This is a genomic window from Streptomyces sp. NBC_01233 (assembly GCF_035989305.1).
Classification (GTDB): domain Bacteria; phylum Actinomycetota; class Actinomycetes; order Streptomycetales; family Streptomycetaceae; genus Streptomyces.
The window spans coordinates 3989429-4003792 of record NZ_CP108514.1; the positions used below are offsets into that span (position 1 = coordinate 3989429).

17 protein-coding genes are annotated in these 14364 nt (G+C 71.9%); 11 read left to right on the forward strand and 6 right to left on the reverse strand.

Translation table 11 applies throughout. The features are described 5' to 3' along the window. Positions 1-957 precede the first annotated feature (957 nt). From OG332_RS18645 to OG332_RS18660, 4 genes are all read left to right on the forward strand, one after another. Complete coding sequence (locus OG332_RS18645; protein WP_327414543.1) at positions 958-2121, forward strand: ADP-ribosylglycohydrolase family protein; 1164 nt, start codon at positions 958-960, stop codon at positions 2119-2121. A 111-nt stretch (positions 2122-2232) separates the two neighbouring features. Further along, positions 2233-3093, forward strand: a complete 861-nt coding sequence (locus OG332_RS18650) for a TIGR03619 family F420-dependent LLM class oxidoreductase (protein ID WP_327414544.1) — start codon at positions 2233-2235, stop codon at positions 3091-3093. 65 nt (positions 3094-3158) lie between these two features. Next, on the forward strand, positions 3159-3848 hold the full coding sequence (locus OG332_RS18655; RefSeq protein ID WP_327414545.1) for a hypothetical protein: 690 nt from the start codon (positions 3159-3161) through the stop codon (positions 3846-3848). Positions 3849-3899: 51 nt separating this feature from the next. Next, the gene (locus tag OG332_RS18660) at positions 3900-4469 is read left to right on the forward strand and encodes a hypothetical protein (RefSeq protein WP_327414546.1); all 570 of its coding nucleotides are present in this window, start codon (positions 3900-3902) and stop codon (positions 4467-4469) included. 16 nt (positions 4470-4485) lie between these two features. On the opposite strand, the gene OG332_RS18665 is transcribed toward OG332_RS18660, so the two are convergent. Both OG332_RS18665 and OG332_RS18670 read right to left on the reverse strand, forming a co-directional pair. Continuing rightward, entirely contained in the window at positions 4486-4947 is a 462-nt protein-coding gene (locus OG332_RS18665; RefSeq protein ID WP_327414547.1) for a hypothetical protein, read from the reverse strand. Positions 4948-4977: 30 nt separating this feature from the next. Next, positions 4978-5418, reverse strand: coding sequence for an ATP-binding protein (locus tag OG332_RS18670; RefSeq protein ID WP_327414548.1), 441 nt, complete (start codon positions 5416-5418; stop codon positions 4978-4980). An 82-nt stretch (positions 5419-5500) separates the two neighbouring features. On the opposite strand from OG332_RS18670, the gene OG332_RS18675 reads away from it, so the two are divergent. Next, a complete protein-coding gene (locus tag OG332_RS18675; RefSeq protein ID WP_327414549.1) occupies positions 5501-6382 on the forward strand; it encodes a helix-turn-helix domain-containing protein in 882 nt (293 codons plus the stop codon). Then, positions 6379-6624 (forward strand): DUF397 domain-containing protein, encoded by a 246-nt coding sequence (locus tag OG332_RS18680; protein WP_327414550.1) that lies wholly within the window; start codon positions 6379-6381, stop codon positions 6622-6624. Before OG332_RS18675 ends, OG332_RS18680 begins: the two co-directional genes overlap by 4 nt. A gap of 62 nt (positions 6625-6686) precedes the next feature. Here OG332_RS18680 and OG332_RS18685 read toward each other — a convergent pair whose 3' ends face one another. After that, positions 6687-7214: a hypothetical protein gene (locus OG332_RS18685; protein ID WP_327414551.1), complete on the reverse strand. Its 528-nt coding sequence runs from the start codon at positions 7212-7214 to the stop codon at positions 6687-6689. A gap of 271 nt (positions 7215-7485) precedes the next feature. On the opposite strand from OG332_RS18685, the gene OG332_RS18690 reads away from it, so the two are divergent. Both OG332_RS18690 and OG332_RS18700 read left to right on the forward strand, forming a co-directional pair. Continuing rightward, the gene (locus OG332_RS18690) at positions 7486-7884 is read left to right on the forward strand and encodes a VOC family protein (RefSeq protein ID WP_327414552.1); all 399 of its coding nucleotides are present in this window, start codon (positions 7486-7488) and stop codon (positions 7882-7884) included. 41 nt (positions 7885-7925) lie between these two features. Continuing rightward, positions 7926-8273, forward strand: coding sequence for a nitroreductase/quinone reductase family protein (locus OG332_RS18700; RefSeq protein WP_442816175.1), 348 nt, complete (start codon positions 7926-7928; stop codon positions 8271-8273). Between the two features lie 7 nt (positions 8274-8280). Here OG332_RS18700 and OG332_RS18705 read toward each other — a convergent pair whose 3' ends face one another. Both OG332_RS18705 and OG332_RS18710 read right to left on the reverse strand, forming a co-directional pair. Beyond that, positions 8281-8559 (reverse strand): hypothetical protein, encoded by a 279-nt coding sequence (locus tag OG332_RS18705; protein WP_327414553.1) that lies wholly within the window; start codon positions 8557-8559, stop codon positions 8281-8283. A gap of 141 nt (positions 8560-8700) precedes the next feature. Then, positions 8701-10266, reverse strand: coding sequence for an APC family permease (locus OG332_RS18710; protein WP_327414554.1), 1566 nt, complete (start codon positions 10264-10266; stop codon positions 8701-8703). Between the two features lie 315 nt (positions 10267-10581). On the opposite strand from OG332_RS18710, the gene OG332_RS18715 reads away from it, so the two are divergent. Further along, positions 10582-11271 carry a hypothetical protein gene (locus OG332_RS18715; protein ID WP_327414555.1) on the forward strand — a complete coding sequence of 230 codons (690 nt, stop codon included), beginning with the start codon at positions 10582-10584 and terminating at the stop codon, positions 11269-11271. A 67-nt stretch (positions 11272-11338) separates the two neighbouring features. Further along, the gene (locus OG332_RS18720; protein ID WP_327414556.1) at positions 11339-12427 is read left to right on the forward strand and encodes a DNA alkylation repair protein; all 1089 of its coding nucleotides are present in this window, start codon (positions 11339-11341) and stop codon (positions 12425-12427) included. A 131-nt stretch (positions 12428-12558) separates the two neighbouring features. On the opposite strand, the gene tnpA is transcribed toward OG332_RS18720, so the two are convergent. Then, the gene (gene tnpA, locus OG332_RS18725) at positions 12559-12987 is read right to left on the reverse strand and encodes an IS200/IS605 family transposase (RefSeq protein ID WP_327414557.1); all 429 of its coding nucleotides are present in this window, start codon (positions 12985-12987) and stop codon (positions 12559-12561) included. A 24-nt stretch (positions 12988-13011) separates the two neighbouring features. Between tnpA and OG332_RS18730 the strand changes: the two genes are divergently transcribed. Further along, on the forward strand, positions 13012-14292 hold the full coding sequence (locus OG332_RS18730; protein WP_327414558.1) for an RNA-guided endonuclease InsQ/TnpB family protein: 1281 nt from the start codon (positions 13012-13014) through the stop codon (positions 14290-14292). Positions 14293-14364: the final 72 nt, after the last annotated feature.

The window sequence follows — 14364 nt, forward strand, 5'->3', positions numbered from 1 at the left end:
ATCGGTACGAACGGCGGGGCGCACGGCCCTGCACCTGCGGTGGGCCCTGCAGCGACGGCCGGACCCGGCTGCGGATCCGCCACCGGACCCACGGCAGGACCTGTGGCTGGACCCGCGGCCGGCTTCGCCGCCGGGCCCCTGGCCAGGTTCCCCGCCGGGCCCCGGCCCACGGCGGCCCCGGTGGCCGGACACCTCGGAATCGGCCACGCTGCCGCACCTGCCGACGGCCCCGCCGAACCAACGGCCGCGACCGCCACCGGAGTCGGACCGGCACCCGTGCCCGGCCCCCCGGCCGCACCCGTCGGATACGGATACATGCCCGCACCCGCCGCCGTAGCCGAACCCCTCGGACACGGACCCGGATTCGCCACCGGACCCGCGGACGGCCCGGCAGCCGGATTCGCCACCGGACCGGGACCCGGAGCCGCGCCCGCGGGCGTACCCGCCGCACCAACGCTCGGCCCCCCACACGGGACCGGAGCCGCACCCCTCGGACACGGACCCGGGTTCGCACCCGCCGCCGCAGCCGAACCCCTCGGACACGGACCCGGATTCGCCACCGGACCCGCGGACGGCCCGGCAGCCGGATTCGCCACCGGGCCGGGACCCGGAGCCGCGCCCGCGGGCGTACCCGCCGCACCAACGCTCGGCCCCCCACACGAGACCGGAGCCGCACCCCTCGGACACGGACCCGGGTTCACCACCGGACCCGCGGACGGCCCGGCAGCCGGATTCGCCACCGGGCCGGGACCCGGAGCCGCGCCCGCGGGCGTACCCGCCGCACCAACGCTCGGCCCCCCACACGAGACCGGAGCCGCACCCCTCGGACACGGACCCGGGTTCGCACCCGCCGCCGTAGCCGAACCCCTCGGACACGGGCACACGGCCGCACCCGCCGTCGTAGCCGGGCAGGGTGGCGGCGACGGGCCCGGGGCCGGAGCCCCCGGAGGCGGGGAGGTGGCCGGGCCCGCCGCCGGCGAGACGCACCGGACGCTCGGGCGGGCCGTCGTCACCGGGCTCTGGGGACGCATCGAGCAGCAGGACTTCCGCGGCCGTGTCCGCGGCACGCTCCTCGGCTCCGCGCTCGGGGACGCCCTCGGCGCCCCCCTCGCCGGCCTCACCCTCGACGGCATCCGCGAGGCCCACGGCCCGGACGGCCTGACCTCGCCCGCGCCCGCCGACGGCCGCCGCGGCTGGGTGACCGCAGCCACCCAGCTCACCCTCTTCACCGTGGACGGGCTGATACGGGCCCACGTACGCCGGGACACCGGCGCCTGGCACCCGCCCACCGACATCCACCGCGCGTACCTGCGCTGGGCCGCCACCCAGAACGACTGGGGCCCCGACGAGCGCCGCAAGGACAACGGCTGGCTCGCGCAGGAGGAGTGGCTCTACGCCCGCCGCGGCCCGGACCGCGCCTGCCTGACGGGCTTCGCCGACGAAACCCTCGGCACCCTCGACCAGCCGAAGAACCCCGCCGCCCGTGACGCGGCCGCCGCCTCCCGCTCGGCCCCCTTCGGGCTGCTGGTCGGCTGGGAGCCCGCCCTCGTCCTCCAGCTCGCCGTCGAGTGCGCCGCGCAGAGCCACGGCCACCCCACCGCCTGCCTCTCGGCCGGCGCCCTCGCCGTCATCGTCCACGGCCTGACCCGCGGCGACTCCCTCGACTCCGCCGTCCAGCGCACCCTGGGCCTGCTGGGCGCCCGCCCCGGCCACCGGCCCGTCACGGACGCCCTCCAGCGCGGCCTGTCGGCCGTCACGCAGGGCTCGCCCGGCCCCCGGGCCGTCGAAACCGTGGGCCGGGCGGCCGACGCCGCGGACGCCGCGGACGCCCTCGCCGTAGCCGTCTACTGCGCCCTGGTCGCCGAGGACGTCGCGCAGGGCCTGCGCCTCGCCGTCAACCACGGCGGCGACTCCACCGCCGCCGGCGCCCTGTGCGGGGCGCTCCTCGGCGCCCTGCACAGCGAGACGGCCCTCCCGGCCGCCTGGCTCGCCGAGCTGGAAGGCCGCGCCACGCTGCTGGAGATCGCCGACGACTTCGCCCTGGAGATGACCCAGGGCCCGTCCCTCCACAGCCCTGCGGACGCCTCCCCCGGCTGGCTGGCCCGCTACCCACGAGGCTGACGCACGGCAGGCGTACGGCCGAAGCACCACCCCGCCATCTGGCGCCCCCTCAACAATCCCGGGTCCAGCCCGTACCGTTGCGGGTCCCACGTCTCGGAGGTGCCAGAACCCATGCGGATCGCCACGACCATCTTCCTCACCGACCGCACCATCTCCCCCGTACGCCTGGCCGGCAGCCTGGAGGAGCGCGGCTTCTCGGGCCTCTACCTCCCGGAGCACACCCACATCCCGGTCTCCCGCGACACCTCCGCCCCCATGGGCGGCGAACTCCCCGAGATGTACGGGCGCACCCTCGACCCCTTCGTGGCCCTCGGCCAGGCCGCCGCCGTGACCGAGCGCCTGCACCTCGGCACCGGCATCACCCTCGTCGCCCAGCACGATCCGATCGACCTCGCGAAGCAGGTCGCCACCCTGGACCACCTCTGCGGCGGCCGTTTCACCCTGGGCGTCGGCTACGGCTGGAACGTGGAGGAGGCCGCCGACCACGGCGTGGAGTGGCGCACCCGCCGCGAACTGGTCCGCGACCGCATGGCGCTGATGCGCGCCCTGTGGGCCCCGGAGCCCACGGCGTACGTCGGCCAGCACTGCTCCGTCCAGGCCAGCAGCGCCCACCCCAAGCCGGTCCAGACCCCGCGCGAACTCGCGCCCGGAGTCCCCCTGCACGGCCCCCGGACCCTGATCGGCGGCGCGGCCGGCCCGAAGCTCTTCGCCGCGATCGCCGACCACGCCGACGGCTGGCTCCCGATCGGCGGCGGGGGCCTCACCGAGTCCCTCCCGGTGCTGCGTCAGGTCTGGGAGACCGCCGGGCGCGACCCCAAGTCCCTCCAGGTGGTCCCGTACGCCGTCCAGCCCACCCCCGGCAAGCTGAGCCACTACGCCGACCTGGGCATCGAGGAGGTCGTCCTCCAGCTCCCCTCCGCGCCGAAGCCGCAGGTGCTGCGCGCCCTGGACGAGTTCGCCCAGTACCTCTGAGCGCGCCCGCCCGGCCGCTGCGTAGGCTCGACCGGACTGCACGCGGGGGACCTGAGGAGAGCGACATGGACACGGCCGGTACGGCCCGGGCATCCGGGCCCACGGGGAAGGCCGCCCCCTCCGGGTCCCGGCGCGCACGGAACTCCCTGTTCTGGGCCGCGCTCATCGCGGGAGGCGGCACGCTGGGCGGCTTCATCTCCCAGTTCCCGTACGGCCTGTTGTACGTCGGCGTGCTCATCGTCCTCGCCGCCGCCGGACTCGGCGCGGCCGTCGCCGGCTCGAACTGGAACCGGGCCGGCGCCGCCGCCATCGTGGGCTTCGGCACCATGGCGCTCGGCCTCTTCGCCGGGTCCAACCTGAACGAGTCGTACCTCAAGGTGCTCGGCGAGCGGGTGGACGCGGTGGTGGTGGAGGCCCGCGAGTACGCCAACTCCAAGGGCGACGCCCGCTTCTACTGCCGCGTGGTCGACACCTCGGGCGAGAGCCACGAGCTCGACGCCATTCAGAACTGCTACGCCGAGGTGGCGCCGGGCGGGCACGTCGTCCTGTTCGAGGACCGGCTCGGCGGCCTCGACCCCTGGATGGAGACCACCGGCAGCCGCGCCCTCGACCCGCTGGGCCTGGGCATCACCGGCGGCCTCTTCCTCCTCATCGGCGGCACGATGTTCACCGCCGGTCAGCGCCGCCGCTCGGACGAGGACGTCCACCAGAAGCACCTCCGCAAGCACGGCCCGGCCCGGCGGCCACGGGAGTAGGCCGCCGAAATCCCCTCGACGGCCGCAGCCCGCCGCGCCGATCATGACGCCATGACGAACCGAGGAGCGGACGCCGACGTGGACCGGGACACCGAAAGCCAGTGGGAGGGGCTCCCGGCCGGTATCCGCACCCAGGTCGACGGATACGTCCTGCAGGACGACGGCTTCCAGGCCGTCCGGCTCGTGTGGGAGGCCGGCCGCGCCGAGGGCGTGGGCCTGTACGAAGCGCAGAAGATCGTCCACCTGCGCTGCCTGCACTTCGGCGACCGGGTGGCCCGCACGCCCGACTCGCCGCTCGACCTGGACTCGCTCGCCGCCCTCGCCCGCGGCATCCGCGCCCGCGTGGTGGCCGTCGAGGCCGTCTGGGACGGGGACACCGTTCACGACTGGTTCGTGAACCTGCTGGCCGTCACGGACGACCCCGCCGGGGAGAAGTGCCTGGCCACGATCTACCGGGGCACGGCCGTACGCGCCCTGGACGGCGCCGACGGGGGCGCCCTCCACCCTTCGGCGGCCGCCGCCACCCGCGCGGGCGGTGACCTGGCCGCCCACCTCGGCGTGCCCTTCCACTTCGCCAGCCCGGACACCCCGGACGACGGGGCGCCCCGCTGGCGGCCCTGACCGCCCGGACGGGTGCTCAGGGCTCCAGGAGCCCCGGCATCCCGTCCACCAGGACCACGACACCGACGACATCCCCGTGGGCCGACCGCCCGACCCATACGGGGTGGACCCCGTCCGAGCCGGCCGCCCGGAGGATGACGGGCCCGGTCAGCCCGTGCGCCTGTGCGGAGAAGACCGGCCACTCCCCGAACGCGGGCCGGTCCATCCACCGCTGCTCCTCGGGGACGTGGGCGCCGGTGTCCCGCCTGGGCCCCTTCGAGCCGCGCGGTTCGTGCGACACCCGGCCCCGGCCGCCGAGGCCGAGGGTCACCGTGGTCCGGGAGGCCTCCTCGTCGAACTCCGGTGCCTGCGGCCCGGTGTAGTCCCAGACGCGCGTCAACCGGGTCAGCAGCCGGTCCCCGTCCAGGAGCCGGTAATCGACTTCGGCGGCGCGGCGGCCGTGCTCGTCGTAGACCCAGACGCCGACGTGGCGCTCCACCCAGGAGATGAGCCGAACCTCCAGCGGCGCCTACATCCGCGGGCCGGCCCGGCGGGCCAGTTCGGCCCAGACCGTCTTGCCGACGACCCGGTCCGTGACGCCCCAGTCGGCGGCGACAGCGTCCACGATGCGCAGCCCGTAGCCGGATTCCGCCTGGTAGGCGTGCGGCGCCACGGCGGGGCGGCGGTCGCGGCGGGCGTCGGAGACCTCGACGCGCAGGATCTCTTCCAGGAGCGTCAGCTTGAGCTCGAAGTCCCGCCCGGGAACCCGCCCGTGGGCGACGGCGTTGGCGGCGAGCTCGGCCACGAGGAGTCCGGCGTCGGCGGAGAGCGCGGTGGACTCGGGAAAGCCCCAGTCGTGCAGCTCGACGAGGGCCAGCTGGCGGGCGAGGCGGGCCCCGCAGCGGGAGGAACTGAAACGCTGAGTGAACACGCGTACGAGGGTCCGGGCGGTGCCGGAGGGTGTGGTCATGGACTGAACGTCCCGCGTGGCCAGGGAAGTTCCCAGCAGGGCACCTACTACTTTTCAACTGTAGTAGTCCACCCCCTGGACAGTGGCAGTCACCGTGCGTGACCCTTTGTTCGGGGAGGTGACCGCTGTGACGACTGTCGACGAGAGCGGCGACGCCGAGGGCGAGCCGGACGACGACCTGCGGAACTTCGGCGAGACCATCAAGGCGTTCCGCAAACGGGCCGACCTGACGCAGGAGCAGCTGTGCCCCCGGGTCGGCTACTCGGTGCAGTACGTGGCCTCGGTTGAGCAGGGACGCCGCCACCCGTCCACGAAGTTCGTGGAGAAGGCGGAGGAGGCGCTGGACGCTTTCGGAGTCATCCGCATCGCGGCGAAGAAGCTGGCTCGGCGGCGGGGGCTGGCTCGGTGGTTCCGGCGGTGGGCGGAACTGGAGGAGGAGGCGGTCGCGCTCAACACGTACGAGTGCCGGTCGATCCCCGGTCTGTTACAGACGGAGGCATACGCGCGGGCCCAAATTCGGGACGTGCCGCCAGTGGCCACACCGGAAGAGGCGGAGGCGCGCGTCGCCTTCCGGATGGCCCGCCAGGCATTGCTCCTCAAGACCCCGTACGTCGCCTTCAGCTTCATCATCGAGCAGGCAGTGATCGAGCGCCAGACGGGCGGCCCAGCGGTAACGCGCGAGCTGATCGACCACCTGCTGGAAGTGGGGAAGCTGCCCAATGTGGACCTTCAGATCATGCCGACGGTGAGCCCGGAGCATGCAGGTCCCGGCGGCCCCTTCCGACTCCTCGAAACCCAGGAGCACGACTGGCTGGGCTACAGCGAGGGCCAGCAGACAGGCCAGGTAATCGCCGACCTGAAAGACATCAGCATCCTCCATCAGCGGTATGCCAAACTTCGCATCCAGGCCCTCAACCCCGCCGAAAGCGCGGGCCTGTTGATGCGAATGCGAGGATCCCTGTGAACAGCTCCCGGCTCCGGTGGTTCAAGAGCAGTTACAGCAGCAGCGACGGCGACGACTGCGTCGAGGTCGCCCTCTCCTGGCACAAGTCCACCTACAGCGGCAGCGAGGGTGACAGCTGCGTCGAGGTCGCCTCCTGCGCGGACGCCGTCCACATCCGGGACTCCAAGGTGGCGGCCGGCCCCGAGCTGGCCGTCGCGCCGGCGAGCTGGGGCGTGTTCCTCGGTGGGATCACGGCCGGTTAGGCCCTGAGAACATGCGGCAGGGCCTCCCCGGGGTTCCGGTGAGGCCCTGCCGTTGCCTGCGGTCAGCTCATCAGCGGCGAGCCGACCAGCTGCCAGGTGATGGGACCCTTGGCGTCGCCCTCGATGTCGTAGACGACCGTCGCGTCGCCGGACCACTGCTTGCCCGGGTCCAGGGTGACCGCCGGGGTCAGGCAGGCGAAGGCGCCTTCGGGCGCCGCGTTGATGTTGGCCGTGAGGTCACAGGTCTTGCTGTTGACCACGACGTCGGTGCCGCCCGGCACACGGCTCTCCAGCCGCGTCGTCACCTTGAACGAGGTGAAGCGCTTGCTGGTCAGGTCGGACTGACCGTCGTTGATGAAGCCCCAGTTGACGGTCGCCTTGCCGCGGACCTTGTTGTCCGGGAGCGCCTCGACGCAGGTCGGCGCGTTCAGCTGCGCCTCGGGGATGGCGCCCGGCATCGACTGGATCCGGGAGTTGCCGGTCGTGGTGCAGGTCTGCGCCGCGCTGGCGGACTGCGAGACGGAGATGATCCCCGAGAAGGCGACGGCGGCTGCGGCGACCGCGGAGGCTCGGAAAAGGTTCTTGTTCATGACGGTGTCTCCCCCAGGTGAGTGGGGGTTGATCTTATGCAGCGACATTCAGCCGGGCGACATCATTTTCGCAGGTCAGAGGCCATGTGGCCGATACTCGCCGCTCGCTTGAACCGAGGGGAAGCGAGGCCGGACCCGTGTCACTCAGGCGGCAGCCGGGTCCCGGGGCTCAAGCGGAATGCGGGCGCGGCGGAGGCAGGGCACTTACTGGCCAAAGCTTCGCCGTGGCCGGAGTTCCCGCGCCCCGGCCGGGTTTCGTACGCTGCCAAGCATGATCGATTCACGTACCCACGTCCGCGTCGCCCGGCCCTCCCTCGATCTGAAGGCCGCCGAACGCTTCTACGTCGACGGGCTCGGCCTGGAGGTGCAGTGGCGCAGCACCGAGAGCGCGCCCGGGGAGCACGACCTGCTGATGGTCGGGCCGGCCGGGGGCGGATGGCACTTCGAGCTGACCCGTGACGCCTCGAACCCGATCCTGCCCGCACCGACCGTCGACGACCTCTTCGTGGTCTATCTCGGCGAGACGCCCGACGAGGCGCTGGTCCAGCGGCTGGTCGAGCACGGCGGGACGCGCGTCACCGCCCACAACCCGTACTGGGAGGAGTGGGGGGTCACCATCGAGGACCCCGACGGCTACCGGCTCGTGCTCTGTTCCCGTACCTGGGGCTGAGCGGCCGGCGCGGCCTCCTGGGCGTCGAGGAGCTCGTCCCAGTGCTCCCGGGTCCACTCGCACGCCGCGTCGAGCGGGCCCAGGAGGCCGCGGCCGAGCGGGGTGAGGGCGTACTCGACGACGGGGAGACGGACGGGGCGGCGTACGTCCTGACGGCCTCCAACGCGGGCGCGGACCGGCACCCGGCGTGGTACCTGAACCTGGTCTCCGACCCGGCCGTCATCCTCCAGGTCGGCGCCGGGTCCTTCCCGGCGACGGCCCGCCGCGCCACGCCCGCCGAGGCGGACCGGCTGTGGCCGGTGGTGGTGGCCGCGATGCCCTCGTACGCGGCCTACCGGGCGGCGACGGCCCGCGAGATCCCGCTGGTCCTGGTCACCCGTACCGGCTGAGACGGGGTCACTTGACCGACGGGGCCTTGGGGAGGTGGTCCAGGGGTGCCTTGAGGGAGGCGTCCGTGGCGCCCGTGGCGGTCCCGGCGGCGGAGGTGGTCACCGCGACCGCCGTCTTCGCGTCCTGGACGGTCCGGGCCGGGTGGTCGACGATGTCGACGACGCGGCCGACGACCGGGGGCGTCTGGGCGGGCGCCTGGTCGGCGTGCGCGGCGACGGGGGTGAGTGCGAGGGCGGCGCCGCCGGAGACGACCAGGGCGGCGAGGGTGCGCTTCATGGCGTTCATGCCCCGCCCAACGACGCCCCCGTGCCCGTGGTCACCACCCGTTTCCGCCGGGAACGCCGGCGGCCCCGGATCGGGGGGACCGGTCCGGGGCCGCGGGAATGACTCGGCGGGTGGTGCGCGGGGGGCGCGGGAGGGGGGTGGTCAGTCCTCGACCACCAGGGCCGGGGTGGACTTCGTCAGGACCTCGCCGCGGAAGAAGGCGGGGCTGCGGCGCTCGGTGACGAACATGACGACCAGGCCGAGGGCCAGCAGGCCGACGCCGATGACGAAGACGTTGCCGACGCCGAGGCCCGGGATGGTGGAACCGGAGCCGTAGGTCGGGTCCCAGGCGTCGTAGAGGGTCTTGAAGAAGACCGCGGCCAGCAGCAGCCCGCCCAGGACCGGGAAGACGCCCTTGAAGAGCAGGTCGCGGGAGGAGCGGCGCAGCTCGGCGCGGAAGTACCAGACGCAGGCGAAGGCCGTCAGCGAGTAGTAGAAGCAGATCATCAGGCCGAGCGCGAAGATCGTGTCGGTCAGGACGTTCTCGCTGACCAGGGTCATCACCGTGTAGAAGGCGCCGGTGGCGACACCCGCCATGACGGTGGCGCGGCCCGGGGTCTTGAACTTCGGGTGGACCTTGGCGTAGGAGGGCGGCAGGGCCTCGTACGTCGACATGGCGAGGACCGTGCGGGCCACCGGGATGAAGGTGGTCTGCAGGGAGGCGGCGGCGGAGGCCAGGACGGCCACGAAGAGCAGGACGCCGAGCACCGGGCCCATCACGGGGCCGGCGAGGGCCGCGAAGACGTTGCCGGAGGTCTCCTCGTTGGCCAGGCCGAGGCCTTCGCCGCCCGCGCCGACGGCCATCTGGGCGGCGACGCCGGTGGCGAGGTAGGAGCCGACCAGGACGACCATCGCGATGAGCGAGGCGCGGCCGGGGGTCTTCGTGGAGCCGGTGGTCTCCTCGTTGGTGGCCAGGCACGCGTCCCAGCCCCAGTACATGAAGATCGAGAGCGAGAGTCCGGCGGTGAAGGCCGCCATGGACTCGACCGCGAAGGGGTTCATCCAGGACCAGGAGAAGTCCAGGCCGGTGTCGAAGGTGCCGGCGGAGGCCTTCTGGAAGGCCATCGCGACGAAGACGGCGAGCACGAGGAGCTGGAGGCCGACCAGGGCGTACTGGACGCCCTTGGTGGCGGTCATGCCGCGGTAGCTGATGGCGGTCGCGACGGCGATCAGCGTCAGGCAGGTGGCGATGTGGACGAGCTTGTTGTCGTCCAGGGCCGCGATCGACTCGTTGCCGGTGATCTCGCCGGCCAGCAGCCAGAAGTACGAGGTGGCGACGCCCGCGAGGTTGGAGAGGACGATGATCGTGGCGATCACCAGGCCCCAGCCGCACATCCAGCCGATCCGCGGGCCGAAGGCCTTGACGGTCCAGGTGAAGGAGGTGCCGCAGTCCGGCATGGCCTTGTTGAGCTCGCGGTAGGCGAAGGCGACCAGGAGCATCGGGAGGAAGCCGGCGAGGAAGATGGCCGGCATCTGCATGCCGACCTCCCCGGCGGTCGAGCCGAGGGTCGAGGTCAGGCAGTAGACGGGGGCGACGGTGGAGATGCCGATGACGGCGCTTCCCACGAGGCCGACGGAGCCCTTGCCGAGGCCCTTGCTGCGAACGTCGCCCTCGGCGACGCCGCTTACCGTGTCTCCGGCCCGAGGCCGAACGTCCAGCTGAGTCATGGGTCAGGACGTTAGATGGTGCGTATTCCACATCTGGAGGATCGAAGTCCGGAATCCGACCCCTCCGAACGCCTTGGAATTCTGCGGCCGAGACCGTTCACGAACGCTTAATACAAGGTTCACTTCGACATCCGGCCATGCTTCAGCAGGCTCCCGAGAAAAGCTTTCGGTATGCGGAAACCGCAGCCATGCCCGTTTTGGGCGTTTCTAAACTTTCCCGTACGAGTTTTCGGCCATCCGGTTTGCCGTGAACATGACGCCCACCCTAGAGTCGCCGCCGTTCAAGGTCATTTACGTACGGGGGACATCGCGCACATGCGTTTCAAGCCACTGGTCATCACCGTCACGGCCACCGCGGCCCTCCTCTCCCTCACCGGCTGCGGAAGCGGCGACAACCCGACGCTCGGCGGCATCGGCGGGGATTCCGTCGCGACGGGCGGGGACAACGCCTACAACGGCACCGGCGACGGCGGCCCCAACGAGGGCACGCTGGACAACCCGACGAAGAACGGCGGAGTCAACGGCAACGCCCCCAAGGACGGGACGGCGTTCCAGAAGCTCCCCAAGGCGGCCACCATGGCCGCGGCCGCCCGCTTCGTCAACGGATTCACCGACTGCGACCCGATCAGGCCCGTCCCCGCGGGCGGCGGATCGAGCACCGGCCCGGACGAGAAGTTCATCAAGTCCGCCACCGTCATCGAGCAAGGAACCTGCGGCAGCAGGGGCCGCACCTCGATCTACATGATCAAGGACGCGAAGGCCTTCCAGACCGCCTTCAAGGCCGAGATCGCCGCGCAGCAGGGCGGGGACCCCAACGGCGGCATCGTCATCGGGCAGGACTTCGCCATGGGATCCGAGAGCTCGGACGCCATGAGCGCCCTGCTGACCCCGCAGGCCGGGCTCCTGATGCTGAACTGCCACGAGGGCTTCAAACCGCCGAGCGGCTACCGGAAGGAACCGGCCCTCGTGAAGGGCTGCGTCCTCACCGACTACTACGTGGACTGAGCGGGCGCCCCGGTCCGGTGGACCCGGGGGCCCACCGGACCGGGCCGGCATCCGCAAGACTGTCCCCATGCCCACGGCCGATGAGCTCCTCAGCGCGGAAACCGTCACCACCCTGGCCCGGCTGCTCGCCCGGGCGGGCGGGCGCCGGTCCTCGCCCGCCCTGCGCGCCCGCGCCGACGCCCTCGACGGGCTGTCGTTCAGCGGGCGCGTCGGGGCCGTCCGCGACGCCGTGCTCGCCGACCTCCCCGAGGACTGGCCCGGCTTCGAGGCCGTCGTGCGCACCGCCCTCGCCGACCCCGGCTTCGAGGGCTGGATGACCTTCCCCGTCAACGAGGCCGTCGCCGTCCGCGGGCGGGAGGCGTTCGAGCCCGGGCTGGCGCTGCTGCACGACCTCACCTCCCGGCTGACCGCCGAATCCGCCGTACGGCCCTTCCTGCGCGCCGACCCGGCCCGCGCCCTGGCCGTCGTACAGAAGTGGACGGACGACCCGGACCCGCACGTACGGCGCCTCGCCAGCGAGGGCACCCGGCCCCGGCTGCCCTGGGCCCCGCAGCTGCCCGCCTTCGTCGCCGACCCGCGCCCGGCCCTGCCGGTCCTGGACGCCCTCTACCGCGACGAGTCCGAGTACGTCCGCCGCTCCGTCTCCAACCACCTCAACGACATCAGCCGCGACCACCCCGCCCTCGCCGTCGAGACCGCGGCCCGCTGGCTGACCGGGCCCACCGGCACGACGGACCGCGTCGTACGGCACGGCCTGCGCACCCTGATCAAGGCCGGGCGGCCCGAGGCCCTGACCCTGCTCGGACACTCCCCCGACGTGCCGGTCACCGTGCGCGGCCCCGAGGTCGCCACCCCGCGGGTCGCCGTCGGCGAGTACCTCGTCTTCGACTACGCGGTCACCAACACCGGCACGCTCCCGGCCGAGCTCGTCGTCGACTACGTCGTGCACCACACCAAGGCGAACGGCACCCGCACCCCCAAGGTCTTCAAACTCCTCACCCGCGCCCTGGCCCCCGGCGAAACCCTCGGCGGCACCAAGCGGCACTCCTTCAAGCCGATCACCACCCGCCGCTACCACTCCGGCGAGCACCTGGTGCAGCTCCAGGTCAACGGACGGGTCCGCGGCGAGGCCGTTTTCTCGCTGGACGCGCCCTGACCCCGCCTGGCAGGCCCCCCATGATCTACCTCTGATCTTGGCCAGTGCTCCGCCCTTCAGGGCGGGGGTGAAGGCCATCCTTGGCCCGGAGGCGCGGGGCGCCGGAGTGCTCTGCGCCTCCGGGGTGACGGTTAGACGGGGCGCTGCTGGTTTTCGATGTACTGCCTGACGGCGGTCAGGGGTGCCCCGCCGCATGATCCGGCGAAGTAGGAGCCGGACCAGAAGTGTCCGCCCCACAGGTACCGGCGGACGTGGCTCTCGTACTCCTGGCGCAGCCTGCGGGAGCTGACGCCCTTGAGGGAGTTGACCAGCTTGGAGAGCTGGACTTTCGGCGGGTAGTGCACGAGCAGGTGCACGTGGTCCTGTTCGCCGTTGAACTGTTTCAGCTCGGCCTCGAAGTCGGCGCAGACCTCCCCCATGATCTCTTCGGTGCGGGTCAGCATGATGTCGGTGAACGCCTTCCGCCGGTACTTCGTGACGAAAACCAAATGAACGTGCAGGTTGTGGACAACGTGGCGACCGGTTCTGACATCGGGATTAGGGTTCCAGCGCGGTGACATAAACCAATGCTAGGGTCCCGATTTGTGAGTCAAGACACCCTGGTCAAGAGGCAGTTCGGGCACCGTGCCCGGCTTGAGCTGTCGCGCGCCGAGGTGTTGAAGACTGATGGCCAGGCGCACGCGGCCCGCACCATGTGGAACCTGCTGCACGCCTGGTGGCGGATGATGCCGAAGGAAAAACGGACTCTTGCGAACGCGGACGCCGCGATCCGGCAGGCCCGCGAGGACATCGACTTTCTCGCCGTCCTCCCCGCGCAGGCCGCGCAAGCGGTGCTCAAGACGTACTTCCAGGCGTGGAAGAACTGCTGGGACGGCCGCGCCGACGCCCCGAATTTCAAGGGCAGGTTCCGCACGGTGATGTCCGTGGACATTCCGCAGGGCCGGGACCTGAACATCGTCCGCGTGCACCGCCGCTGGGGCATGGCCAGCATTCCCAAGATGGGCCGGGTCCGGTTCCGGTGGACCAAGGACCTGCCCGTGGGCAAGCACGCCAACGGGGAGAACCGGATCACCGGGGCGCGGCTGGTCAAGGACGTGCTCGGCTGGCACATCGCCTTCCGTGTTCAGACCTTGGAGGTCAAGCCCGATCCCCACCAGGGGCCGGACGTCGGCATAGATGTGGGCGTCACCGTGCCCATTGCCCTCTCAGACGGCGAAACGTACGAGCACGGCGAATGGCTGACCACGAAGGAGAAAGCCAAGCTTCTGCACCTGGAGCAGCGCGCCGCGCAGCGTAAGCAGCACCGCAAGCCCGGCGAGCGCACCAGCCGTCGGCTGCACCGCACCTACGACCGGATTGCAGGACTCCGCGCGAAAGCCAAGCGCCGGGCCCTGGACTGGCAGCACCAGACGACCACCGCCATCGCCCGCACATACGGCACCGTTGTGGTCGAAGCACTCACCATCACGAACATGGTCAAGTCGGCCAGGGGAACGATCGAGGAGCCGGGGAAGAACGTTGCCCAGAAAACTGGGCTGAACCGCTCCATCAGCGGGGAGGCGTGGGGCCGCACGGTCACCATGCTGACGTACAAGACCGCCCAGCACGGCGGCACCCTGGTCAAGGTCCCCGCCCCCGGCACCTCCAGGCGCTGCTCCGCGTGCGGCCTCATCACGCCCGGGAGCCGGGAGTCCCAGGCCGTGTTCGTGTGCAAGAACCCGGACTGCGGCTGGTCGGGCAACGCCGACCACAACGCAGCCCGGAACGTCTTGCACCTGTACCGGATGGGCCACGCGCTCATCCCGGCTGCCGGAAGGGCAGTCGTCAGGCGCGCCAAGCGCGTCAAACCCGCTGCCGCAAGGTAAGCAGGAATCTCCCGGCTTCAGCCGGGAGAGCACTTCAAGGAATCGAGTCCCACCCCGCCCGACCGGACACGG